Source organism: Pseudomonas sp. KH_024_B2 (genome assembly GCF_057839965.1).
On record NZ_CM174502.1, the window covers coordinates 5,441,291 to 5,463,190 of the forward strand.

The 21,900-nt window shown below is 59.2% G+C and carries 20 protein-coding genes, 1 pseudogene and 1 riboswitch; of the genes and pseudogenes, 10 read left to right on the top strand and 11 right to left on the bottom strand.

What is annotated here, in order from left to right; all coding sequences use genetic code 11:
• Positions 1-104: 104 nt before the first annotated feature.
• Positions 105-554 carry a c-type cytochrome gene (locus AC3I0A_RS25295; RefSeq protein ID WP_489375242.1) on the bottom strand — a complete coding sequence of 150 codons (450 nt, stop codon included), beginning with the start codon at positions 552-554 and terminating at the stop codon, positions 105-107.
• 128 nt (positions 555-682) lie between these two features.
• On the opposite strand from AC3I0A_RS25295, the gene mltA reads away from it, so the two are divergent.
• Complete coding sequence (mltA, locus tag AC3I0A_RS25300; RefSeq protein WP_489375243.1) at positions 683-1,855, top strand: murein transglycosylase A; 1,173 nt, start codon at positions 683-685, stop codon at positions 1,853-1,855.
• Between the two features lie 73 nt (positions 1,856-1,928).
• Here the strand turns inward: mltA and AC3I0A_RS25305 are convergent, their stop codons facing one another.
• Positions 1,929-2,315, bottom strand: coding sequence for an MAPEG family protein (locus AC3I0A_RS25305; RefSeq protein ID WP_489375244.1), 387 nt, complete (start codon positions 2,313-2,315; stop codon positions 1,929-1,931).
• 171 nt (positions 2,316-2,486) lie between these two features.
• Here AC3I0A_RS25305 and AC3I0A_RS25310 point away from each other — a divergent pair.
• Positions 2,487-3,178 (top strand): annotated as a pseudogene (locus tag AC3I0A_RS25310) (MFS transporter); the annotation flags it as partial.
• 17 nt (positions 3,179-3,195) lie between these two features.
• Here AC3I0A_RS25310 and AC3I0A_RS25315 read toward each other — a convergent pair.
• Positions 3,196-3,600: an acyl-CoA thioesterase gene (locus tag AC3I0A_RS25315; RefSeq protein ID WP_489375245.1), complete on the bottom strand. Its 405-nt coding sequence runs from the start codon at positions 3,598-3,600 to the stop codon at positions 3,196-3,198.
• A 197-nt stretch (positions 3,601-3,797) separates the two neighbouring features.
• Positions 3,798-3,904: riboswitch (S-adenosyl-L-homocysteine riboswitch) on the top strand.
• A gap of 22 nt (positions 3,905-3,926) precedes the next feature.
• Here AC3I0A_RS25315 and ahcY point away from each other — a divergent pair.
• From ahcY to rhlE2, 5 genes are all read left to right on the top strand, one after another.
• Positions 3,927-5,336, top strand: a complete 1,410-nt coding sequence (ahcY, locus tag AC3I0A_RS25320; protein ID WP_489375246.1) for an adenosylhomocysteinase — start codon at positions 3,927-3,929, stop codon at positions 5,334-5,336.
• Between the two features lie 191 nt (positions 5,337-5,527).
• Positions 5,528-6,373, top strand: coding sequence for a methylenetetrahydrofolate reductase [NAD(P)H] (gene metF / locus AC3I0A_RS25325; RefSeq protein WP_489375247.1), 846 nt, complete (start codon positions 5,528-5,530; stop codon positions 6,371-6,373).
• An 81-nt stretch (positions 6,374-6,454) separates the two neighbouring features.
• Positions 6,455-7,537: a hypothetical protein gene (locus tag AC3I0A_RS25330; RefSeq protein ID WP_489375248.1), complete on the top strand. Its 1,083-nt coding sequence runs from the start codon at positions 6,455-6,457 to the stop codon at positions 7,535-7,537.
• A gap of 56 nt (positions 7,538-7,593) precedes the next feature.
• A complete protein-coding gene (locus AC3I0A_RS25335) occupies positions 7,594-8,409 on the top strand; it encodes a substrate-binding periplasmic protein (RefSeq protein WP_489375249.1) in 816 nt (271 codons plus the stop codon).
• A 224-nt stretch (positions 8,410-8,633) separates the two neighbouring features.
• The gene (gene rhlE2, locus AC3I0A_RS25340; protein ID WP_489375250.1) at positions 8,634-10,511 is read left to right on the top strand and encodes an RNA helicase RhlE2; all 1,878 of its coding nucleotides are present in this window, start codon (positions 8,634-8,636) and stop codon (positions 10,509-10,511) included.
• A gap of 62 nt (positions 10,512-10,573) precedes the next feature.
• Here the strand turns inward: rhlE2 and AC3I0A_RS25345 are convergent, their stop codons facing one another.
• From AC3I0A_RS25345 to AC3I0A_RS25360, 4 genes are all read right to left on the bottom strand, one after another.
• Positions 10,574-11,173, bottom strand: coding sequence for a YceI family protein (locus AC3I0A_RS25345; RefSeq protein WP_489378597.1), 600 nt, complete (start codon positions 11,171-11,173; stop codon positions 10,574-10,576).
• Positions 11,174-11,688: 515 nt separating this feature from the next.
• Positions 11,689-12,270, bottom strand: coding sequence for a YceI family protein (locus AC3I0A_RS25350; RefSeq protein ID WP_489375251.1), 582 nt, complete (start codon positions 12,268-12,270; stop codon positions 11,689-11,691).
• Positions 12,271-12,302: 32 nt separating this feature from the next.
• Complete coding sequence (locus tag AC3I0A_RS25355) at positions 12,303-12,854, bottom strand: cytochrome b (RefSeq protein WP_489375252.1); 552 nt, start codon at positions 12,852-12,854, stop codon at positions 12,303-12,305.
• 309 nt (positions 12,855-13,163) lie between these two features.
• Entirely contained in the window at positions 13,164-15,041 is a 1,878-nt protein-coding gene (locus AC3I0A_RS25360; RefSeq protein WP_489375253.1) for an FAD-dependent oxidoreductase, read from the bottom strand.
• 223 nt (positions 15,042-15,264) lie between these two features.
• Here AC3I0A_RS25360 and AC3I0A_RS25365 point away from each other — a divergent pair, with 223 nt between their 5' ends.
• Both AC3I0A_RS25365 and AC3I0A_RS25370 read left to right on the top strand, forming a co-directional pair.
• A complete protein-coding gene (locus tag AC3I0A_RS25365) occupies positions 15,265-16,671 on the top strand; it encodes an adenosylmethionine--8-amino-7-oxononanoate transaminase (RefSeq protein ID WP_489375254.1) in 1,407 nt (468 codons plus the stop codon).
• A 153-nt stretch (positions 16,672-16,824) separates the two neighbouring features.
• A complete protein-coding gene (locus AC3I0A_RS25370; protein ID WP_489375255.1) occupies positions 16,825-17,544 on the top strand; it encodes a 16S rRNA (uracil(1498)-N(3))-methyltransferase in 720 nt (239 codons plus the stop codon).
• Between the two features lie 152 nt (positions 17,545-17,696).
• Here AC3I0A_RS25370 and AC3I0A_RS25375 read toward each other — a convergent pair whose 3' ends face one another.
• From AC3I0A_RS25375 to AC3I0A_RS25385, 3 genes are read right to left on the bottom strand one after another with little or no spacing between them, the layout of a single operon-like run.
• The gene (locus AC3I0A_RS25375; RefSeq protein WP_489375256.1) at positions 17,697-18,599 is read right to left on the bottom strand and encodes a transporter substrate-binding domain-containing protein; all 903 of its coding nucleotides are present in this window, start codon (positions 18,597-18,599) and stop codon (positions 17,697-17,699) included.
• Positions 18,600-18,628: 29 nt separating this feature from the next.
• Positions 18,629-18,979, bottom strand: coding sequence for a RidA family protein (locus AC3I0A_RS25380; RefSeq protein ID WP_489375257.1), 351 nt, complete (start codon positions 18,977-18,979; stop codon positions 18,629-18,631).
• A 27-nt stretch (positions 18,980-19,006) separates the two neighbouring features.
• Positions 19,007-20,248: a D-amino acid dehydrogenase gene (locus tag AC3I0A_RS25385; RefSeq protein ID WP_489375258.1), complete on the bottom strand. Its 1,242-nt coding sequence runs from the start codon at positions 20,246-20,248 to the stop codon at positions 19,007-19,009.
• 107 nt (positions 20,249-20,355) lie between these two features.
• On the opposite strand from AC3I0A_RS25385, the gene AC3I0A_RS25390 reads away from it, so the two are divergent.
• Entirely contained in the window at positions 20,356-21,270 is a 915-nt protein-coding gene (locus tag AC3I0A_RS25390; RefSeq protein WP_489375259.1) for a LysR family transcriptional regulator, read from the top strand.
• Between the two features lie 8 nt (positions 21,271-21,278).
• On the opposite strand, the gene trhA is transcribed toward AC3I0A_RS25390, so the two are convergent.
• The gene (gene trhA / locus AC3I0A_RS25395) at positions 21,279-21,896 is read right to left on the bottom strand and encodes a PAQR family membrane homeostasis protein TrhA (RefSeq protein ID WP_489375260.1); all 618 of its coding nucleotides are present in this window, start codon (positions 21,894-21,896) and stop codon (positions 21,279-21,281) included.
• Positions 21,897-21,900 lie beyond the last annotated feature (4 nt).

Below are 21,900 nucleotides of genomic sequence, written 5' to 3' on the forward strand. Positions count from 1 at the left end.
AAATACGTTTTTCCCGCCAGAACCCGGTGACAGGTTTTAGGGCCGCTTCGCAGCCCAGCGGGAGCAAGCTCCCTCGCCACAAGGTTATCTATCAAGCTTTGGAGTCAATGATCACGAAACTGTTTATGGCACGCGCTACAGGCGTCTTCGACTTTCTGCACCGCCGGCCCCAGGTTACTGGCCTTGTAGGGCTGAACCTTACTGGCGATCACCAGCTCACCGGTGGCGCCTTCCAGCGCGCGGGCCAGCTCCTGAAAACGTGCCTGTTGCTGCCAGACATCGTCCTTGGCGCTGCTGCGATCTTCTTCCCTGACCTGCGGAAAATGCTTCCACGGCTCATGGGACAAGCTGTCCAGCTTCACCGCGCCCTCGGCAAAACGTGGCCCGTCGAAGGGAATACGCCCGCGCAACATGCCGCCCAGGTCTTCGCTGGCCTTGAGCATTTGCTTGAAGATTGCCTTGCGTTGACCCAGCGGCGAATTCGGATCAACGCCCCCACAGGCGGACAGTGCCAGGCAGGCCAGCAATACAATAGAAAGTCTTTTGAGAGTCATGGTGGCTTCAGGTCACGGGAAACGGCGGCCAGTATCCTCGCGTCATCCGCAAAGACCAATAGCCCTATTAACAATACGGGTTGTTTGAACGCTTCAAGCGCTTGGACAACCGGCAAAGGAAGTACCCAATGAACAGCAATTTCAAGGCCTGGCGTCGAAGCCTGGCCTGGACCCTGCCAATGGTCGCCCTGCTCGCCGGCTGCACCGGTGGCGACAGCAGCAAACCGAAAACCCATGCACTGGCGACCTACTCCAGCGCCACTTGGGAAGCACTTCCGGCAGTGTCCGACAACGACCTTGTCGCCGGTTTCGGCTCGTGGCGCAGCGCCTGCACCCGACTCAAGACCGACCCGGTCTGGGGCTCGACCTGTGCGGCTTCCGCCAAGGTGCCGCCAACCGCCAACGACATCCGCGGCTTCCTCAAACAGAACCTCGACGTCTACGGCCTGCGTGCCGCCAATGACAACCCCAACGGATTGATCACCGGCTATTACGAACCGGTCTACCCAGGCAGCCTGACTCAGACCAAGGAAGCCAGCATCCCGGTGTACGGCGTGCCCGACGACATGATCATCGTAGCGCTCGACAGTATTTATCCAGAGCTCAAAGGCAAGCGCCTGCGCGGCCGACTCGAAGGCCGGGTACTCAAGCCTTATGACGACGCTGCTGCGATTGATGCCAAAGGCGTCAAGGCGCCGGTCATTGCCTGGCTGACCGATCCGATGAACCTGCAGTTTCTACAGATCCAGGGCTCAGGCCGTATTCAACTGGAAGATGGTCGTCAATTGCGCATCGGTTATGCCGATCAGAACGGTCACCCGTATCGGCCAATCGGTCGCTGGCTGGTAGACCAGGGCGAACTGAAAAAAGAAGACGTGACCATGGGCACCATCAGTGCCTGGGCCAAGGCGAATCCAACACGGATACCCGAGTTACTCGGCAGCAACCCCAGCTATGTATTCTTCAATCGCAACCCCGACAGCAACGAAGGCCCACGCGGCTCGCTCAACGTCCCGCTGACCGCTGGCTACAGCGTCGCAGTGGACCGCAAGGTTATTCCATTGGGCAGCCTGTTGTGGCTATCGACCACCCGCCCTGACGGTACCGGGCTGGTGCGTCCGGTGGCCGCTCAGGACACGGGCGGCGCCATTGCCGGCGAAGTTCGTGCGGACCTGTTCTGGGGCACTGGCGATGCGGCAGGGCAATTGGCGGGAGACATGAAACAGCAGGGGCAGATCTGGATGTTGTGGCCCAAAGGCGCGGCGTTGCCCAAAGTCCCGGATGTCATCGGTCAGAAGTAAACCGAGACGTCCCCTTTGCGGGCAAGCCACGCTCCCACACAAACGACAATTTCCTCGACCCGAGCGCTCGCCCTCAAATCGACACAAAAAAGAAACTGGCAATGAGCGCCAAACCCAAAAACCACACCAGCGAACGCAATATCGCCCAGTCCGCCAGGTAGCAGATGATGTAGAGCAAACGACTGGTAATGAACAGCACCGCCAACACGTCGATGGTCACCAGCTCGGCGTTGTCGACGATGTACGCAATGATCACCCCTGCGGCAAACGCCGGGGTCACTTCAAAGCTGTTCAACTGTGCGCAATGAGCGCGCCTGGCGACCCCCTCCAGGGTTTCGAGGAAGGCCCGCGGATCATGGTTCTCCCGCAGCCCGAACTTGCCGCCACTGTACTTGGCAACACTGGCGCACAGATACGGAAGAAAAATGGCGATCAACACACACCAGAACGCGACAGTCATTGCAGATTCCTATTCAGAGTTCCATGGTTTAAAACTTCATGACCAGCATGCCGATCAACACCAGCCCACATACCTATTCCAATTCTGCTGCTGCCCACTCCCACGGAGAAGGTAGCCGGCATGCGTATGCCTGATCAGAGCGTCAAGACTACAGACAGAGACCCTGCGCATACCTTGATGTTCATCCTCGGCAATATCCTCTGCGCTCTGGCGCCGAACTACACGACCTTGATGGCCGCCCGGGTGATCACCGCGCTGTGCCACGGCGCGTTCTTCGGCATCGGCTCGGTGGTCGCCGCCGGGCTGGTGGCACCAAACAAACGGGCGCAGGCGATTGCCATGATGTTCACCGGCCTGACGCTGGCCAACGTGCTCGGGGTGCCTTTGGGCACGGCGCTTGGGCAATACGCCGGTTGGCGCTCGACCTTCTGGGCAGTTTCGGTGATTGGTGTGATTGCGGTCGTCTGGCGGACAGCCGCTTGCTGCCGTCATTGGTGGGCATGGCGTTGGCCGTGGCAATCGTGCTGGCCGCGTTCAGTCAGACCAGCCACTCGGCGATCCCGGCCGCCATCACCCTGCTGCTGTGGGGGGTGTTCGCGTTCGCCTTGTGTCCGATTCTGCAACTGCTGATCATCGATCAGGCTCACGAAGCGCCGAACCTTGGCTCGACCCTGAACCAAAGCGCCTTCAACCTCGGCAATGCCGCTGGCGCGTGGATCGGCGGCCTGGTAGTCGCCAGCGGCGCCGACCTCGCCGAGCTGCCCTGGACCGGCGCGCTGGTCAGCGGCCTGACCGTACTCACCGCGCTGTTCTTCATCTATCTGCAACGTCGCGAAGCGGTTGCGGTCAATGCTTCCAGCTGATCACACCGGTACCGCGTTTACGCGTCTATCCCGTCATCCTTGAACTGATCTTTCACATACTTGATCTCGGTCTGACCATGGGGTGCCGGCAGACCATCTTCACCAAGATTCACGAAGACCATTTTATCGACCGTGAGGATGCTTTTGCGGGTGATCTTGTTGCGCACTTCGCAGGTCAGGGTGATCGAGGTGCGGCCGAATTCGGTGGCGGTGATGCCCAACTCGATGATATCGCCCTGACGCGAGGCGCTGACGAAGTTGATTTCGGAAATGTACTTGGTGACCACGCGCTGATTGCCTAGCTGGACGATGGCGTAGATCGCCGCTTCTTCGTCGATCCAGCGCAACAGGCTGCCGCCGAACAGCGTGCCGTTGGGGTTGAGGTCTTCGGGTTTTACCCATTTGCGGGTGTGGAAATTCATGTTCACTCCTGACCGTCTTGCCTTTGATGCCCGGCATCATGGCAGAGCACTACCTTAAGCTCTATCAAGCATCGCCTATGGTCTCGATTACCGTTCGGACATTGACCAACAGAAACGCTTTGGAAGATCAGCATAGCCCGCTATAATCCCCACCGTTTCAAAACGGCAACCTTCACTTGGTACCGTTTTCCCGCCACCTGTCCGAGGGGCGCTGCAGCAGGTTAGACCTGTCAGGCTCGGATGGGGCGTTGTCTGGCCAGGATGATCCGGTCAGGCCTTAAACGCACAACGGCGCCCATTCGCATACTTACGAATGGAGGCTCTTCATGAGCGCTGTAATCACGCCTGCAGATTTTAACGACTACAAAGTCGCCGACATGTCCCTGGCTGCCTGGGGCCGTCGCGAAACCATCATCGCCGAATCGGAAATGCCGGCCCTGATGGGTCTGCGTCGCAAGTACGCTGGTGAGCAGCCGCTCAAAGGTGCAAAAATCCTCGGCTGCATCCACATGACCATTCAGACTGCCGTACTGATCGAAACCCTGGTTGCCCTGGGTGCCGAAGTACGCTGGTCGTCCTGCAACATTTTCTCGACTCAGGACCAGGCCGCCGCCGCTATCGCTGCTGCCGGCATCGCGGTTTTCGCCTGGAAAGGCGAGACTGAAGAAGAGTACGAGTGGTGCCTGGAGCAAACCATCCTGAAAGATGGCGCGCCTTGGGATGCCAACATGATCCTCGACGACGGCGGCGACCTGACCGAGCTGCTGCACAAGAAATACCCGGCGATCCTGGACCGCGTCCACGGCGTTACCGAAGAAACCACTACTGGCGTTCACCGTCTGCTGGACATGCTGGCCAAGGGCGAACTGAAAATCCCGGCCATCAACGTCAACGACTCGGTGACCAAGAGCAAGAACGACAACAAGTACGGCTGCCGTCACAGCCTGAACGACGCGATCAAGCGCGGTACCGACCACCTGCTGTCCGGCAAGCAAGCGCTGGTCATCGGTTACGGTGACGTGGGCAAGGGCTCGGCCCAGTCGCTGCGTCAGGAAGGCATGATCGTTAAAGTCTCCGAAGTCGACCCGATCTGCGCCATGCAAGCCTGCATGGACGGTTTCGAACTGGTCTCGCCATTCATCGACGGGATTAATGACGGTACGGCTGCGAGCATCGATACCGCCTTGCTGGGCAAGATCGACCTGATCGTGACGACAACCGGCAACGTCAATGTTTGCGACTCGAACATGCTCAAAGCCCTGAAGAAGCGCGCTGTTGTCTGCAACATCGGTCACTTCGACAACGAAATCGACACCGCTTTCATGCGCAAGAACTGGGCATGGGAAGAAGTGAAGCCACAGGTTCACAAGGTTCACCGCACCGGCCCGGGCGCGTTCGACGCGCATAACGACGACTACCTGATCCTGCTGGCCGAAGGCCGTCTGGTTAACCTGGGTAACGCAACCGGCCACCCTAGCCGGATCATGGACGGCTCGTTCGCCAACCAGGTACTGGCGCAGATCTTCCTGTTCGGTCAGAAGTACGCCGACCTGTCGCCAGCCCAAAAAGCCGAGCGTCTGACCGTTGAAGTACTGCCGAAAAAACTCGACGAAGAAGTGGCCCTGGAAATGGTCCGCGGTTTCGGTGGCGTGGTCACTCAGCTGACCAAGCAACAGGCTGACTACATCGGCGTTACCGTCGAAGGCCCGTTCAAGCCACACGCTTACCGCTACTGATCGGCACTGCTGCCTGCTCTCCCTGTGGGAGCGGGCTTTTTGTGGGAGCTGGCTTGCCTGCGATAGCATCACCTCAGTGTTCCTGAAACACCGAGGTGTCAGCATCGCGGGCAAGCCCGGCTCCCACAAAAGCCCGCTCCTACATGGGATGTGCAAGCCTCACCGGCTTACGCATTTCCAAGGATACGACCATGTCCCAAGACCGTCGCTACAGCTTCGAGTTCTTCCCGACCAAGACCGATGCTGGGCATGAAAAGCTCATCGCCACTGCCCGTCAGCTGGCCAGCTACAACCCCGATTTCTTCTCCTGCACCTACGGTGCCGGTGGCTCCACCCGTGATCGCACGCTCAACACCGTGTTGCAGCTCGAAAGCGAAGTCAAAGTTGCTGCCGCACCGCACTTGTCCTGCGTCGGCGACAGCAAGGATGACCTGCGCAGCCTGCTGAGCCAGTACAAGGATGCGGGCATCACCCGTATCGTCGCTTTGCGCGGTGACCTGCCTTCGGGCATGGGCATGGCCAGCGGTGAACTGCGCCACGCCAATGATCTGGTGAGCTTCATTCGTGAAGAAACCGGCAACCACTTCCATGTCGAAGTCGCCGCTTACCCGGAGATGCACCCGCAAGCACGCAATTTCGAAGACGATCTGCGCAACTTCGTGCGCAAAGTCGACGCTGGCGCCGACAGTGCGATCACCCAGTATTTCTTCAACGCCGACAGCTATTTCTACTTCGTCGAGCGTGTACAGCAGATGGGTGTGAACATTCCGATCGTGCCGGGCATCATGCCGATCACCAACTACAGCAAGCTGGCGCGCTTCTCCGACGCCTGTGGCGCGGAAATCCCACGCTGGATCCGCAAGCAGCTGGAAGCCTACGGTGATGACACCCAAAGCATTCAGGCATTCGGTGAGCAGGTCATCACTGAAATGTGTGATCGTTTATTACAAGGTGGTGCACCGGGGTTACATTTCTATACCCTGAACCAGGCTGAACCAAGCCTCGCTATCTGGAACAACCTGAAGCTGCCGCGCTAAATCAATGCAGCATTCAGAGAAGGCCCCGGCGAAATCCAGGGCCTTTTTATTACCTGACCCACAAGAAGAAAATCGCCGCAAATGCCTATTAGCAGCCACGCACCACGCCCGCAATTGGTCTACCTGGTTTACGGTGCCGACACCTATCATCAGGAAGCGATCTTCAGCATCGCCAGTGCCTTGGCGGGCATGCGAGAAACGCCGGACGAAGCCCTCGACATTCAGGTCTTCACGGATAACCCTGAGCCCTACCAAGACCTTCCCGTGCAGATACGCCCGCTGGATGAAAACACGCGTCAGGCCTGGATAGCGCCCCACGGCTATCACTTCCGCGCCAAGCATGTAGTGATGCGCCAGGTGCTCGAGGAGTCCGAGCTCGCGCTGCTAATCGACACCGACACCTTCTTCCATTGCTCGCCGCTTGAACTGTTCCGCCGCATCCAGCCAGGCACCCTGCTGTGCAATGCGTTCGGCATTCGCTACGGCGCCAACAAGGAAGCCGTTCTGTATCGGACGCTCGCCTCTGTGCTGCAAGAGAGAAATCTTGCCGATGACCAGATGCCCCTCCTGAACTCGGGCGTGATCGGCCTGAACCGTGCGGACGCAGCCATACTGGATCATTCGATCGCCTTGATGGACGAGCTTTACTCCTTGGCCGAAGGCGCCTACACCCTTGAGGAGTTCTGCCTGTCAGTGGCGGCCTATCGCACAAAACAGGTGCGCGAATGCCCCGACCTGATTCATCACTACTGGAGCCGCAAGCAGCTGTTTCGCGCCAAGGTCAACGCCTGGCTGAGCAAACATCGCGCAGCGCTTACCAGCAGCATCGCCCTGGACGAAACCCGCCTGGTGACAGCCACCCTGCCGCGCCCGCCGACATTGCAACGCCTGGCTTATAAAGTCCTGACGCTGGCCTTGCCCCGACATCAGCGTCAGTTCATGCGGGAAATTCTCTACGGCTGCTATCGCCACACCAATCAGTTTGATCAGGCATGTGCCCCTGTATGGTGGGAAAAGGCTCAGGAAAACGTCGAGAGACGCCTTAAAAAACCTCTGGACAGCCATCAACTGGAACACTGGCTCAACCATCCGGTCATTCGCCTGGTGCTCGGCCAGCGACGTAAAGCCATCTACCTGCATTTGATCCAGGCAAAGGGTGACTGAAGCTTGATCTAGACAGACTCTAGCTATTTGATGACCTCTCGTCGTAATCTCAAACAATGCCCGTCATTGCCCAATTACTGACAGTTCTCCTTTTTACTTGCCTGAGCTTTGCCGCCCGAGGCGAGAAGCTGCGCATTGTCACCGAGCCCTGGGCCCCCTATGTGTACGAGGAAAACGGTCAGTATCGTGGTCTGGACTACGAAACCACGGCGATCGTTTTCCAGCGCCTGGGGATCGAGGTGGAGTGGCAGTTCCTGCCCTGGAAGCGTTGCCTGGCCATGCTGGAAACCGGTCAGGCCGACGGCGTACTGGATATTTTTCACAGCGACGAACGCGACAGCACACTGCTTTACCCCAGTGAACCGTTGTCGCAAGTGCAGTTCGTGCTGTTCCATGCCAATGACCGCCCTCACCCCTTTCGCACTCTCGACGACCTGCGCGGCCTGACCATCGGGACGTCGCCGGGCTATATGTACAGCCAGGAGTTCAGCGAGTCGACTTTGTTCAAGCACGAACCGGCGCCCAGTCACGAAGCCAACTTCGGCAAACTGGTGCGCGGCCGCATTGACCTGCTGATCACTGATCGCCGGGTTGGCCAGCACTTGCTCGATGAATTGCATCTACGCGACCAGATCAGCGAAAACCCCACGGTGATCAGCAGCAATAGCCAGTATCTGGCGCTACGGCGTAACGTTGGCATGGACTTGCTGGTGCAGCGCTTCGGTGCCGAACTCAAGCGCTTCAAGCGAGAACCGGCCTACGCCGCGCTCAGTGCCCGGTATGCCGGCAAGGGGACCACCGCGACCCAGCAAGCGACTCCTTCAGACAACCCGGAAAAAACCGTTGAGCAGCAGGAAAGCGGCGCGCACTGATTGCTCTGTTATACTCCGGCCTTCCCGCCAGGCTCACGCCCGGACGCTCGGTCTAGTAAAAGGCATCTTGACACCGCTACAGCGCAGCCCCAGGCCCGCGCGAGCGCTTCCAGACAAGCCTTCAAGACCCAGCAGGACCGGACGGGATTGCGTCCTCTTAAACGCCATTCGCGCCAGGCAAGACTATCCCTTTGGGCCAAGCCCTAACTAAAACAGGATTACTCATGTCCTTTGCTTCCCTCGGTCTCTCCGAGGCTTTAGTCCGCGCCATCGAGGCAGCGGGCTATACCGAGCCTACTCCGGTGCAACAGCGGGCCATTCCCGCCGTGTTGCAAGGTCGCGATCTGATGGTCGCGGCACAGACAGGTACTGGTAAAACCGGTGGCTTCGCCCTTCCGATTCTGGAACGGTTGTTTCCCAATGGTCACCCGGACAAATCCCAGCGTCACGGCCCGCGCCAACCGCGCGTACTGGTCCTGACCCCGACCCGCGAACTCGCTGCTCAAGTGCATGAGAGCTTCAAGGTCTATGCCCGCGACTTGAAATTCGTCAGCGCCTGCATCTTCGGCGGCGTCGGCATGAACCCACAGGTTCAGGCCATGTCCCGTGGCGTTGACGTGCTGGTGGCCTGCCCTGGCCGCCTGCTCGACCTCGCCGGCCAAGGCAGCGTCGACCTGTCCCACGTGGAAATCCTCGTGCTGGACGAAGCCGACCGGATGCTCGACATGGGCTTCGTCCATGACGTGAAAAAGGTCCTCGCCCGCTTGCCAGCCAAGCGTCAGAACCTGCTGTTCTCCGCGACCTTCTCCAACGACATCACCGCCTTGGCCGGGAAGTTGCTGCACAACCCGGAGCGCATCGAAGTCACGCCACCGAACACCACGGTCGAGCGTATCGAGCAACGGGTGTTCCGCCTGGCTGCCAGCCACAAGCGTTCGCTGCTGGCGCACCTGATCACTGCCGGCGCCTGGGAACAGGTTCTGGTCTTCACCCGCACCAAGCATGGCGCCAACCGTCTCGCCGAGTACCTGGACAAGCACGGCCTCACTGCCGTCGCCATCCACGGTAACAAGAGCCAGAACGCCCGCACCAAAGCCCTGGCCGACTTCAAGGCCGGTGAAGTGCGGATTCTGGTCGCCACCGATATCGCCGCCCGCGGCCTGGATATCGACCAGCTGCCACACGTGGTCAACTTCGAGCTGCCGAACGTCGATGAAGACTATGTTCACCGGATTGGCCGTACTGGCCGTGCCGGTCGTTCGGGCGAGGCGATCTCGCTGGTGGCTCCGGATGAAGAAAAACTGCTGAAAAGCATCGAGCGCATGACCAAACAGAAAATCGCCGATGGCGACCTGATGGGTTTTGACTCCAGTGCCGTAGAAGCCGAGAAGCCTGAAGTTCGTGAACGTCCGGATGTGCGTAACCCACGCAATACTCCGCGCGGTCCACGTGGCGATGGCCCGAATGGCAGCGGTGGTGGCGGTGGTCGTAAAGACAAAGGCAAGGACAAGGGCGGCAAAGAAAAGCCGGCCGCAACCCGTTCCGAACGCCCTGCTCGCGAGCAGAAGCCGCGCGAAGGCACTCCGGCCCGTGAGCAGCGTCAGCCGGCTCCACGCGCAGCAGCTGATCGTGCACCAGACGAGTTTCTGGACGACGACGTAGACAATTTCGGTAACCGCGTCGACTACGTCCCGCAGCAGAAAGCACCTCAAGGCCGTGGCCGCCGTCCGGGCGCTCCAGCTCAGGGCAGCGGCGCTCCGGCAGGTGCCTCTGCACCACGCAGCGGTGGCCCGGGCCGCCCAAGCGCTCCGCGCAATGGCAGCGGTGCCAGCACTGGCACCCCGCCCGCCAAGCGTAACGGCCCGCGTAGCGGTGCTCCACGTGACGGCCAGGCCCGTCGTGAAGAGCCACGCAACCGTCGCCCGGCACGTGACGATCAGTCATCACGCCAGGAACCCGCCGTTCAAAACCCGCGCGAGAACCAGCCGAAGATCATGCACAAGGAGTCGAAAAGCGATCGCTTCCCGACACCTGAGCAGCTCGATCAACTGCCAAGCCGTCCACGTGGTGAGAAACCGGCATTGCTGACCCGCAATCGCTGATTTCTCCCGCTAATAAAAACGCCCCCGATCTCACGATCGGGGGCGTTTTTATGTGAGCTGCATTATTTTTTTGCCTTGATCCCTTCAAATGTAATGTACAGCTCAACAAGGCTGGATTCTGGGGCCAACCTCCCGGTCTGGGCGAAATCCTCACGCCTGATAGCGGTAGTACCTTCGAAGCCAGCACGGTAGCCACCCCAGGGATCCTCGCCTTCACCCAGAAAGATGGCCTTGACCACCACCGATTTGGTCACACCACTCAGGGTCAGGTCACCCGTCACATCTGCGGTTTGCTTGCCTGCGGCATTCTTACCGGTGGATTTGACGCTGGTAGAGACAAACCTGGCGTTAGGGAACTGACGAACATTGAGGAACTCTTTATCACCGAGATGCTTGTCGCGCTCGGCGTGATTGCTGAACAAACTGGCAGTGCGCACGTTCAGTTCGATCTTACTGTCTTCAGCTTTGTCAGCGTCGAAGCTGAACTTGCCGTCGAGATCTCTGAATGTACCGGTGATGAAGCTGTAGCCCAAGTGGCTGACCTTGAAGTCGACAAAGGCATGCTGGCCTTCCTTGTCAATCACATAATCAGCAGCCATCACCTGACCAGCAGACAACATAGCAGGACCAATAGCTAAAGCAGCAAACGTCTTTTTCAACATATTTTCCATTCCTTGTGAAATGAGTTTGAGCATCAGGTTTTGCGTCCCGGCATTCGAACCAGGGTCGCATCACGGGCAATAAGGTGGTGTTTCAGTCCTGTAGAGGCCACAAACCCAATCCAAATGCAGACACGCCAAAAATCATCGAACTATTTGTGAGATAAATGCGTAAATATTCATTGCAAACATCTCAAAGTACGATATGAATATTATGGGTAGCGAGTTAAGAAAGGATTAATGACGTCTGTAGGACAATACGTAGGAATAAGCTTTAGTTCTGTTCGGACCGTTCGCAGGGGATGAAAGCACCCTGCACGTGACGATCAGTCGTCACGCCAGGAACCCGCCGCTCAAAACCCAAACGATGGCATCACCGCAGTGATTCAGACAAACCGCGGCGCCTGCATCGCGATGCAAGCCCCACACTCGTTTCGCATCGTCTGTGTAATTACTGTTCGGCAAAAAAAACGCCCCCAATCGCGAGATCGGGGGCGTTTTTGTGTAAGCCGCGAAAGTTACTTCGCCTGAACACCTTCAAACGAGATGTCCAGCGCCAGCTCCTGGGTTTTTGGACCCAGGTCTTTCTGAATCCCGAAATCTTTCAGCTTGATGGTGGTAGTGCCTTCAAAGCCTGCGCGGTAGCCGCCCCATGGATCCTTGCCTTCGCCCAGGAAACGCGTAGCGATGACCACTGGCTTGGTCACGCCGTGCAAGGTCAGGTCGCCAGTCACATCAGCTGTGTCAGCGCCGGTCGATTTAACCGAAGTCGACACGAATTTCGCTTCCGGGAATTTCGCTGCATCGAGGAAATCCGGCGTGCGGATGTGCTTGTCACGTTCTGCGTGATTGGTATCGACGCTGGCGGTTTTCAGCATCACGTTGATTTTGCTGGCTTCAGGATTTTTTGCATCAAAGCTGAAGGTTCCGTCCCAGTCCTTGAAGCTACCGTAGATGAAGCTGTAGCCCAAGTGGCTGATCTTGAAGTTGACGAAGGCGTGCTGACCTTCCTTGTCGATTGTGTAATCCGCGGCCATCGCCTGACCGGCCGACAACAGCGCAGTACCGATTGCCAGAGCAGCGAGAGTCTTTTTCAACATGCTTTCTATTCCTTTGGAGTCGAGGTTGAACATCAGGCTTTGCGCCCCAGCATTCGAGTCAGGGTCGCATCACGGTCGATAAAGTGGTGTTTCAAGGCCGCCAGGCCATGAAGACCGGAGAAGATCACCAGTGCCCAGGCCAGGTACAAATGCACCGCACCCGCCACATCTGCCTGGTCCGGCAATCCGGAAATCAGCGCGGGGATTTCAAACAGGCCGAACACCGAAATTCCGACACCGTCTGCGGTGGAAATCAGGTAACCGGCGATCATCACAGCGAACAGACCGAAATAGAGAAACCCATGACCAAACGTGGCGCCAAGGCGGGTCAAACGCCCGTGATTGGCCGGAGCAGGCGGCGGCGGACTGATTAAGCGCCACAGCACGCGCAGCAGCATGATCGCGAACAGCGTCAGGCCAATGCTCTTGTGCAGGTCCGGCGCTTCTTTACGCCAGGTGCTGTAGTAATCGAGACCGACCATCCATAATCCCAAGGCAAACAGGCCGAAGACCGCCAGCGCCACGCCCCAGTGCAGAATAATGCCGACCCAGCCGTAGCGGGATGAAGAGTTACGGAGCTGCATTGCCTGAATCCTGTAAGAACTGCGCCCAAGACTATCGATTTACCTATCGATTTAAAGCGGAAAATTTCGCTTTGAAATATCGAGAAATACGATCAAGAGAGTCTGAGAGGGGTGGGTTAAGGAAAGATTAACGGCGAATGTGTGGCGGGTGTGATGAGGGTCTAGCCGAATTTGATGTTGCCTGATCAGACGTCTTCGCGGGCAAGCTCCCACAAAAGCGACGCATTCCCCTGTGGGAGCGGGCTTGCCCGCGAAGGCGATTTATCAGTCAAGGCAGGACGCGGCATGGACGCCGCGCCCTGAAGGGGTTTACTGAGCCTTGGCGTCAGTCACTACTACCGGAGTAGCTGCTGCGGTTTTTTTCACTGGCTCCACTTTGGCAGGCGCTTTCTTCGCTACAGGTTTGGCCGGAGCTTTTTTGGCCTCGGTTTTCGCCACTGGCTTTTTCACCGCAGCGTTGGCCGGTGCTTTTTTCACCGGCTCGGCTTTTACCGGTACAGCCGGTTTTGGCGGTTCAACCGGCGCTGGAGCCGCAACGGGCTCAGGAGCTGGCGCTGGAGCGACTGGCGCAACCGGCTCTACCGGCTTGACCGCAACCTTGTCCGCACCACCAAACATCCGCGAAAAGAAGCCTGGTTTGGACTCTTCGGCTTTGGCCTCAACCTTGGCCGGCTCTGGTTTCTTGTCCGCCGCTTTATCGGACGAACCACCGAACATAGTGGAGAAGAAATTCCCCTGAGCGGCTTTCGCCGCGCCCGCGCCTGCCGCAGCAGCTGCTGCAACCGGAACCACTTTCGCCGGTTCGAAGGATTTGCCTGCCGCCAGATCCTGGACCTGACTGGCCGCACGCTGGCCGGTGCGCAAAGCGCCTTCCAGAGTGCCTGGGTACAAGGCGTCGGTGTGTTCGCCGGCAAAGGCTACGCGTTGCAGTGGGCGTTCCCACAGACGCCAGTACTTGCTGATCTGACCTGGACCAAAGGCCAGGTACGCACCGCCAGTAGACGGGTCAGTGCTATAGCGGCGGATCTCATAGCCGGTAAACGCGCCGCGAGCCTGTGGATAAAACGCGTGCAGACGGATCAGCACCTGATCGACCATCTGTTTGTCGCCGAAGGCCTGCATGATCCGCGCGTTGTCGCCGGACAGGTTGATCACCACGTTGGCGCCGCCCTTCAGGGCCGGCTCGATCCACAACATACCCAGGCCGGTGTTGCTGTAGATCTCACCGGACATCCGGGCCTTGCTTTCCCAGACCGGGGTCTTGAACTTCAACATGATCTGGTCGCGCCAGCCGTAGTTGGTGCCCTTGATTGCATTCTGGTGCAGAGCGTCCAGCGATGGCGTCATCTGAATCTTGCTCAGTGCGCGCAATGGCACTGCCAACACCACGTAGTCGGCCTGGTAACTAACGGTACCGACCTTGACGGTGACACCGTCCTTATCCTGGGTAATGGCCGAAACCGCTGAACTGGTCTTGATGGTTTTCAGCTGTTTGACGAAGGCTTGCGCCAGCACCGGGCTGCCACCGAGCAGACGCGAGGCCCGCAGATCGCGATCGGCAACGCCACGATAAACCCGGCTCTGCTGTGCGAAGTACAACAGCGACAAACGCGACGGCTCGTCGTAGCGACTACGAATCTGCTGATTGACCAGCTGACGCGCCGTGGCTGGCAATTGCAGGCGTTCCAGCCAGTTGGCAACGTTGATCTGGTCGAGGGCGAACAGCGTGCTGTTGGCCGCCGGATTCAGCGGATCTTCAATGGAGCGCGCCAGATCATCCAGGGTCTTTTCGTAGCGCTTGAGCGCATCGCTAGTCGCTGGCTGTTTAACCGCCAGATCAGCCGCAGTGAAGTGCTCACCGTCGATCAGGTAACCAGGCGTACGGACGAACTCCGGAGCCGGCGAGGTGCCCAGCTTGAAGGTCTCGATGTACTTGTTCAGCACTGGCTGGGTCTTGTTGTTGCCGATCCACTCGCTGGTGGCCATGCCCGAGCGGCCGCCCAGGCTCGGTTTGGCTTCCAGCAGCGTGACCTGCCAGCCTTTGTTCTGCAGCTCGTAAGCCGCCGTCAGGCCCGACAATCCTCCGCCGATCACGATCGCCGTGGGTTGTTTGTCTTTTGCCAGCGCCGAGACACTGAACAGCCCTATCATCACCAGCGCACAGGCGCGCAGCCAACCAGCAGACATTCAGCGAACTCCGGAATAAAACGAGGAAAGTGTTGGATTATCGAGCCAGACGACTCAAAGAGCCGCGAAGGATACGTCAGGCATCACACACCCGCCAGCGGCGTCTATGGCCACATTCAGAGTAGCTGAAACGACACAATGGGTTGTCCCCGCGCCGTGCATTGCATAGGCTTGCGCGATTGTATGTCCGCGCATGTCACGGACCGCCTCGAGGAGAGTGAAAATGGGCCTGAATAATCAGTGGATGCAACGCGATCTCGCGGTTTTGTGGCATCCCTGCACCCAGATGAAAGATCACGAGCAACTGCCGCTGATCCCGATCAAGCGCGGTGAAGGCGTCTGGCTGGAAGACTTCGAAGGCAAACGCTACCTCGATGCGGTCAGTTCCTGGTGGGTCAACGTGTTTGGCCACGCCAACCCGCGGATCAATCAACGCATCAAGGATCAGGTCGATCAACTTGAGCACGTGATTCTGGCCGGTTTCAGCCATCAGCCGGTGATCGAGCTGTCCGAGCGTCTGGTGCAGATGACCCCGGAAGGCCTGACCCGCTGCTTCTACGCCGATAACGGTTCGTCCTGCATCGAAGTCGCGCTGAAAATGAGCTTTCATTACTGGCTCAACCGCGGCCAGCCGAACAAGAAACGCTTCGTCACCCTGACCAATAGCTACCACGGCGAAACCATGGCCGCGATGTCGGTCGGCGACGTGCCGTTGTTCACCGAGACTTATAAGGCGCTGCTGCTCGACACCATCAAAGTGCCGAGCCCGGACTGCTATTTGCGCCCGGAAGGCATGAACTGGGAAGAACACTCGCGCAACATGTTCGCCGTCATGGAACAAACCCTGGCGGAAAATCATGACAGCGTCGCCGCGGTGATCGTCGAGCCGCTGATCCAGGGCGCCGGCGGCATGCGCATGTATCACCCGGTGTACCTCAAGCTGCTGCGTGAAGCCTGCGACCGCTATGGCGTGCACCTGATCCATGACGAAATCGCTGTCGGCTTCGGCCGTACCGGGACGATGTTCGCCTGTGAACAGGCCGGCATCCGCCCGGATTTCCTCTGCCTGTCCAAAGCCCTGACCGGCGGTTATCTGCCGCTGGCCGCCTGCGTGACCACCGAAGATGTCTACAGCGCCTTCTACGACGACTATCCAACCCTGCGCGCGTTCCTGCACTCCCACAGCTACACCGGCAATCCACTGGCCTGTGCCGCAGCGCTGGCGACCCTGGACATCTTCGAACAGGACAATGTGATCGAGAACAACAAGGCCCTCGCCCAGCGCATGGCCACGTCCACCGCGCACCTGGTCGATCACCCGCATGTGTCGGAGGTGCGTCAGACCGGCATGGTGCTGGCTATCGAGATGGTTCAGGACAAGGCCAGTAAAACCGCTTATCCGTGGCAGGAACGTCGCGGGCTCAAGGTGTTCCAGCATGCGCTGGAGCGTGGCGCCTTGCTGCGGCCATTGGGCAGCGTGGTGTATTTCCTGCCACCGTATGTGATCACCCCGGAGCAGATCGACTTCCTGGCCGAAGTGGCCAGTGAAGGGATAGATATCGCCACACGCAGCGACATCAGCGTGGCGGTGCCGGCGAATTTCCATCCGGATTTTCGTGATCCGGGCTGATTGAGTCCACCCGGGGATTCTGTGGTGTCGGGCAGTCCGTATTCGCGGGCAAGCCCGCTCCCACAGGAGTCCTCGAACAATGTGGGAGCGGGCTTGCCCGCGAAAAGGTCGGCACGACCTTCAGATGATTCACACCCTTCCCAGAGATCCAGAATGAGACTGTCCCGCTTCTTTATCGACGCCCCTTTGAGCCTCGGCGAACACGAACTGCCGGAGGCCCAGGCGCATTACATCAGTCGCGTGCTGCGCATGGCCGAGGGCGATGCGCTGCAATTGTTCGACGGTTCAGGGTTTGAGTTTCGCGGCAAGCTGCTGGAAGTCGGCAAGAAGCGCGTAGTGGTCCAACTGGATGAAAGCTTCGCCGGGCAGATCGAATCGTCGCTGCAGATTCATCTGGGCCAGGGCTTGTCCCGTGGCGAGCGGATGGATTGGGCGATTCAGAAAGCCACCGAGCTGGGGGTCAATGAAATCACCCCGATCTTCAGTGACCGCTGCGAAGTCCGCCTCAAGGACGAGCGCGCCGACAAACGCCTGATGCACTGGCGCCAGGTCGCCATCAGCGCATGCGAGCAATGCGGGCGCTCACGAGTGCCAGTGATTCATCCACCGTTGCTGCTGGCCGATTGGTTGAAACAGACCGAAGCCGAATTGAAGCTGGTGCTGCACCCGGTGGCCGAGCCACTGGTCAGTCATGCCAAACCGGCGACGCTGGCGTTCTTGATCGGGCCGGAGGGTGGGTTGTCCGATGCCGAAGTCGATCAGGCTCAAGACGCCAGTTTCCATTCCGCACGCCTTGGTCCGCGAGTGTTGCGGACCGAGACTGCGCCGGTGGTGGCGTTGGCGGTTGCCCAGCAGCTTTGGGGTGATTTCTAAAAAGCCTCGCGGGCAATAAGCAGCCGTTGATCGTTCCCACGCTCCAGCGTGGGAATGCCTCAATGGACGCTCTGCGTCCGCTCTTGTGACGCAGAGCGTCACGGGCTGCATTCCCACGCAGAGCGTGGGAACGATCTGCTTGGAGCGACCAGTTACTGCACCGGATCGCTCACCGGCTTGGCGATGATGGCTTTCAGCTCACTGGTCATCGGGAATTCCAGGTTCAAGCCCTTGGGCGGGATAGGTTGTTCGAACCAGCGCTGATAGATCCCGTTGATCTCACCCGAGCGATACAGGTCCGCCAGCGTATCGTTTACCACCGCGAGGAACTGCGGGTCATCTTTGCGCACCATGCAGCTGTAGATTTCCCGCGACTGCTCTTCCCCCACCACGACCCATTTATGCGGATCGCGGGCTTTGGCGCGCTCGCCATACAGCAGCGCATCATCCATATAAAACGCCGCGGCCCGGCCCGTTTGCAACATCTGGAAGGCTTCGCCGTGATCCTTGGCACTGATCACGAACATGTCGATCTTGTGCTCGGCATTGTAGTTTTTGATAAAGCGTTCGTTAGTGGTGCCGGCGGTGGTCACCACGTTCTTGCCGCGCAAGTCGGCGAAGCTGTTGATGCCGCTGTCCCTGGCGGTCAGCAGTTGGCCCTTCACATAAATAAACCCATAGGAAAACGCCACCTGCTTCTGCCGTTCGGCGGTGACACCGGTAGAGCCGCACTCCAGGTCGACGGTGCCGTTTTGCACCAGCGGGATGCGGGTCTGCGAGGTCACCAGGTTGTAGTTCACCTTGAGCTGCGGCAGATCGAGTTTGTGCTTGATCCGCTCGACGACTTTGCTCGCCAGGTCCACCGAATAGCCCATCGGCTGGCCAGTGTTGTCACCCACATAGGAGAACGGCACCGACGCATCGCGGTAGCCCAGCGTGATGCTTTTGGCATTGGCAATCTTGTTCAGCGTGCCCGTAAGCGGCGCTTCGGCAGCCTGTAGTTGGGCGCTGAGCAGAAGGCTCAGGGTGCAGCCGATCAACGTGGTTTTTTGCATTGTTATTCTCCGTTGTGGGTGTAGGGGGATTAGCGGCGAGCCGCGATGACGGTGATTTCTACCAATACTTCAGGCCGCGCCAGTTCGGCTTGCAGGGTCGTGCGGGTCGGCGCCTGACCCGGCGATAACCAGGCCGACCAAACCTCATTCATAGTGGTGAAATCGTTCTGAATATCCTTCAGGTAAATGGTCGTACTGAGCAGATGATCCTTATCGCTACCCCCCTCGGACAGCAAGGCATCGATCTTGTCCAGCACCTCGCGAGTCTGGCCGCTCACGTCGGTACTGGTGCCCGGCACCTGGCCGGACAGAAATACCAGGTCGCCGAAGGTCACGGCAGCGGACAGTCGGCTGTTGCTGTTGATTCGATTGATGGTCATACAGATTTCCTTCTAATGGACGAGGTGTCAGGCGGCATGGGGTGTGAGGCCCTGCATATCGATCGAGGTACTGCGCTGGCCAATCAACTCGCTGAGCAGCCGCCCACTGCCACAGGCCAGCGTGAAGCCCAAGGCGCCGTGACCGAGGTTGAGCCAGAGATTACGATAGCCACTGCCACCGATCAGCGGCACGCCACTGGGGGTGGCCGGGCGCATGCCGGCCCATTCGATGGCTGCGTCGTAGTCCCCGGCATTCGGAAAAGTCCCGTAGGCCTGGCGTTTCATCAACGCCAAACGTTTTGGCTCAAGGGCCGGATCGAAACCGACGATGTCGACCATCGCCGCTATCCGCAATTGCTGGCCGATGCGTGCGTAAACGATCTTGCGGTCGTAATCGGTGATGCTGATGTCCGGCGCGCGATGTTGCGCACCAATCGGCACGGTGAGGCTGTAACCCTTCAGGGGATAGAGCGGCACATGCATACCGGGCAGCGCCAGGGCCGGGCTTCGATGACCGGCGGCGATCACCAGTTGCTCGACTGGCAGGACTTCATGGCCTAGCTCGACGGCCTGCACCACGCCGTGCGCATGACGAATGCCCGTCACCGAACGGCCCAGCAGAAACTCGCAGCGGCCCGAAGCCTTCAGTCTCGCGGCCAGTTGCTGGCAGAAAGCGTGGCAATCACCGACCTCTTCGTCCGGGGTGTAGATCGCGCCGACAAAAGGTGCTCCGCTCAACGCCGGTTCAAGTTGTGCACAGTCGGCCTGGGACAGTACGTGCTGGTGACCGGTATCGGTGAGATGTTGCCGTGCGTGCGCAAAACTGCCCGACTCGCGGAAGGTCACCAGCTTGCCATTGCGCCGCCAGTTGAAACCGTCGAGACGGTCCTCGTCCCGCCAGCTTTGCAGCGTCGCCTGGCTCAACAACGCCAGACGCAACAGATGACCGGCGTTCTTGCGGTTCACTGAAGTGCGGCAAGCGCCCAGGAACGACGCCATCCAGCGCCACTGCGCCAGGTCGAAACGCGGGCGCAGCTTCAATGGCGAATCACCGTGCAGCATCCAGCCGATCGCCTGCAATGGCACGCCGGCATCGGCCAGCGGTGCGACGTAGCGATAAGAGAGTTGGCCGCCATTGGCAAAACTGGTTTCGCTGCCCAGCGAATCCCGAGCCTCGACCAGGGTGACGTCAAAGCCATCGCGAACCAGTGCGTAGGCGGTCGCCAACCCGATCACGCCACCACCGATGATGCAAACCCGCTGAGCCATGTCAGTCCTTAGCCGTTGTTGAAACGAGCTTGAGGTTAGGACCAGGTGACAGGCGCCGAACAATGAATAAAGATGCGGCTACCATAAACAAAGGTTATGGACTTGCCATGCGACTGCGACACATTGAGATTTTTCAGGCCATCCGCCAGACCGGCTCAGTCAGCGGCGCGGCGCAATTGCTGCACGTCTCGCAGCCGGCGGTGACCAAGGTTCTGCAACATGCCGAGCTGCAATTGGGCTTCCCGTTGTTCCTGCGAATACGCGGCAAATTGCAAGCCACGCCCGAGGCGCTGGAACTGGAACGCGAGGTCGACAAAGTCACCGAAAGCCTGCAAGGCGTGCGCCGCCTGGCCCAGAGCCTGCGCCGCAAACCCGGTCACAGCCTGCGCATCGGCGCCACACCGGCGCTGGCCCTGTCACTGTTGCCACCGACCATCAGCGAATGGACCCGGCGTTATCCGGACATCGTCTGCGAACTGTCCAGCGCCCACAGTCGCGAGCTGGTGCAGAATCTGTTGATGCGCGAAATTGATGTCGCCCTCAGCCTCCAGCAGCCGGACCATCCCGGACTGACTGCCCAGGCGTTGGCTCACGGTGTTCTGGTGGTATTGGCACCACTGGGTTATTGGCCTGACGACGCCAAAGGCAAGCCGTTGCCACTGATGGAGCTGGCCGATGCGCCGTTGATTGGTCTGTCCAGCGCCGACCCGTTATCGGCAAAACTCGACAGCTATCTGAAAGCCGTCGAACCACCGGCACGGATCAGTATTGCTGTGCAGACCTATTCATTGGCCAGGGCCATGGTCGAATCGGGCGCCGGGCTGGCGGTGATCGACCCGTTCACCGCCCTCGGCGCCTCTCCGGCCACCACCGCCATTCGGCCGCTGGCGCCGGCGCTGCCGATCACCCTGTACGCCATAACCCGCGCCAATGAAGCGCCTGCACATACCCTGAGCACCCTGCTGGAGATTTTCAGCAGTCGCGCTCAGGAGCAGCTGGATCGGTTGATGAATAAGGGTTAATCGCGGCGTCACAGCACGTAAAACAGAATCGCCACAAAGTGCAGCAGACTGCCGGCGATCACGAACAGGTGCCAGATTCCATGGGCATGCCGCAGACGGCTGTCGAGGGCGAAGAAGATGATGCCCACGCTGTACAACACCCCGCCCGACGCCAGCCAGGCGAAACCGATAGGGCCCAGCGCCGCCAGTAACGGTTTGACCGCCACCAGCACGATCCAGCCCATCACCGCGTAGATCACGATCGAGAGGATCCGCGCCTCGGAGCGCGGCTTGATCTCTTGCAGGATGCCGATGATTGCCAGGCCCCAGACAATCCCGAACAAGGTCCAGCCCCACGGGCCGCGCAAGGTGACCAGACAGAACGGCGTGTAACTCCCGGCGATCAGCAGGTAGATCGAAAAGTGATCGACCTTTTGCATGATCTCTTTCTTGCGTCCTTGCACGCTGTGATACACCGTCGACGCGCTGTACAGCACCAACAAGGTGAAACCATAAATCGCCACGCTGACAATCTTCCAGGGACTGCCGTCCAGGCTGGCAATCACCAGCAACCAGACCGCCCCGATACACGCCGCGACCGCCCCTACAAGATGCGTCCAGGCGTTGAGTTTCTCTCCGTGATACATGCGT

Coding starts and splice junctions, on each gene's coding strand:
- AC3I0A_RS25295 (WP_489375242.1), bottom strand. CDS start 554: ATGACTCTCAAAAGACTTTCTATTGTATTGCTGGCCTGCCTGGCACTG.
- mltA (WP_489375243.1), top strand. CDS start 683: ATGAACAGCAATTTCAAGGCCTGGCGTCGAAGCCTGGCCTGGACCCTG.
- AC3I0A_RS25305 (WP_489375244.1), bottom strand. CDS start 2,315: ATGACTGTCGCGTTCTGGTGTGTGTTGATCGCCATTTTTCTTCCGTAT.
- AC3I0A_RS25315 (WP_489375245.1), bottom strand. CDS start 3,600: ATGAATTTCCACACCCGCAAATGGGTAAAACCCGAAGACCTCAACCCC.
- ahcY (WP_489375246.1), top strand. CDS start 3,927: ATGAGCGCTGTAATCACGCCTGCAGATTTTAACGACTACAAAGTCGCC.
- metF (WP_489375247.1), top strand. CDS start 5,528: ATGTCCCAAGACCGTCGCTACAGCTTCGAGTTCTTCCCGACCAAGACC.
- AC3I0A_RS25330 (WP_489375248.1), top strand. CDS start 6,455: ATGCCTATTAGCAGCCACGCACCACGCCCGCAATTGGTCTACCTGGTT.
- AC3I0A_RS25335 (WP_489375249.1), top strand. CDS start 7,594: ATGCCCGTCATTGCCCAATTACTGACAGTTCTCCTTTTTACTTGCCTG.
- rhlE2 (WP_489375250.1), top strand. CDS start 8,634: ATGTCCTTTGCTTCCCTCGGTCTCTCCGAGGCTTTAGTCCGCGCCATC.
- AC3I0A_RS25345 (WP_489378597.1), bottom strand. CDS start 11,173: ATGTTGAAAAAGACGTTTGCTGCTTTAGCTATTGGTCCTGCTATGTTG.
- AC3I0A_RS25350 (WP_489375251.1), bottom strand. CDS start 12,270: ATGTTGAAAAAGACTCTCGCTGCTCTGGCAATCGGTACTGCGCTGTTG.
- AC3I0A_RS25355 (WP_489375252.1), bottom strand. CDS start 12,854: ATGCAGCTCCGTAACTCTTCATCCCGCTACGGCTGGGTCGGCATTATT.
- AC3I0A_RS25360 (WP_489375253.1), bottom strand. CDS start 15,041: ATGTCTGCTGGTTGGCTGCGCGCCTGTGCGCTGGTGATGATAGGGCTG.
- AC3I0A_RS25365 (WP_489375254.1), top strand. CDS start 15,265: ATGGGCCTGAATAATCAGTGGATGCAACGCGATCTCGCGGTTTTGTGG.
- AC3I0A_RS25370 (WP_489375255.1), top strand. CDS start 16,825: ATGAGACTGTCCCGCTTCTTTATCGACGCCCCTTTGAGCCTCGGCGAA.
- AC3I0A_RS25375 (WP_489375256.1), bottom strand. CDS start 18,599: ATGCAAAAAACCACGTTGATCGGCTGCACCCTGAGCCTTCTGCTCAGC.
- AC3I0A_RS25380 (WP_489375257.1), bottom strand. CDS start 18,979: ATGACCATCAATCGAATCAACAGCAACAGCCGACTGTCCGCTGCCGTG.
- AC3I0A_RS25385 (WP_489375258.1), bottom strand. CDS start 20,248: ATGGCTCAGCGGGTTTGCATCATCGGTGGTGGCGTGATCGGGTTGGCG.
- AC3I0A_RS25390 (WP_489375259.1), top strand. CDS start 20,356: ATGCGACTGCGACACATTGAGATTTTTCAGGCCATCCGCCAGACCGGC.
- trhA (WP_489375260.1), bottom strand. CDS start 21,896: ATGTATCACGGAGAGAAACTCAACGCCTGGACGCATCTTGTAGGGGCG.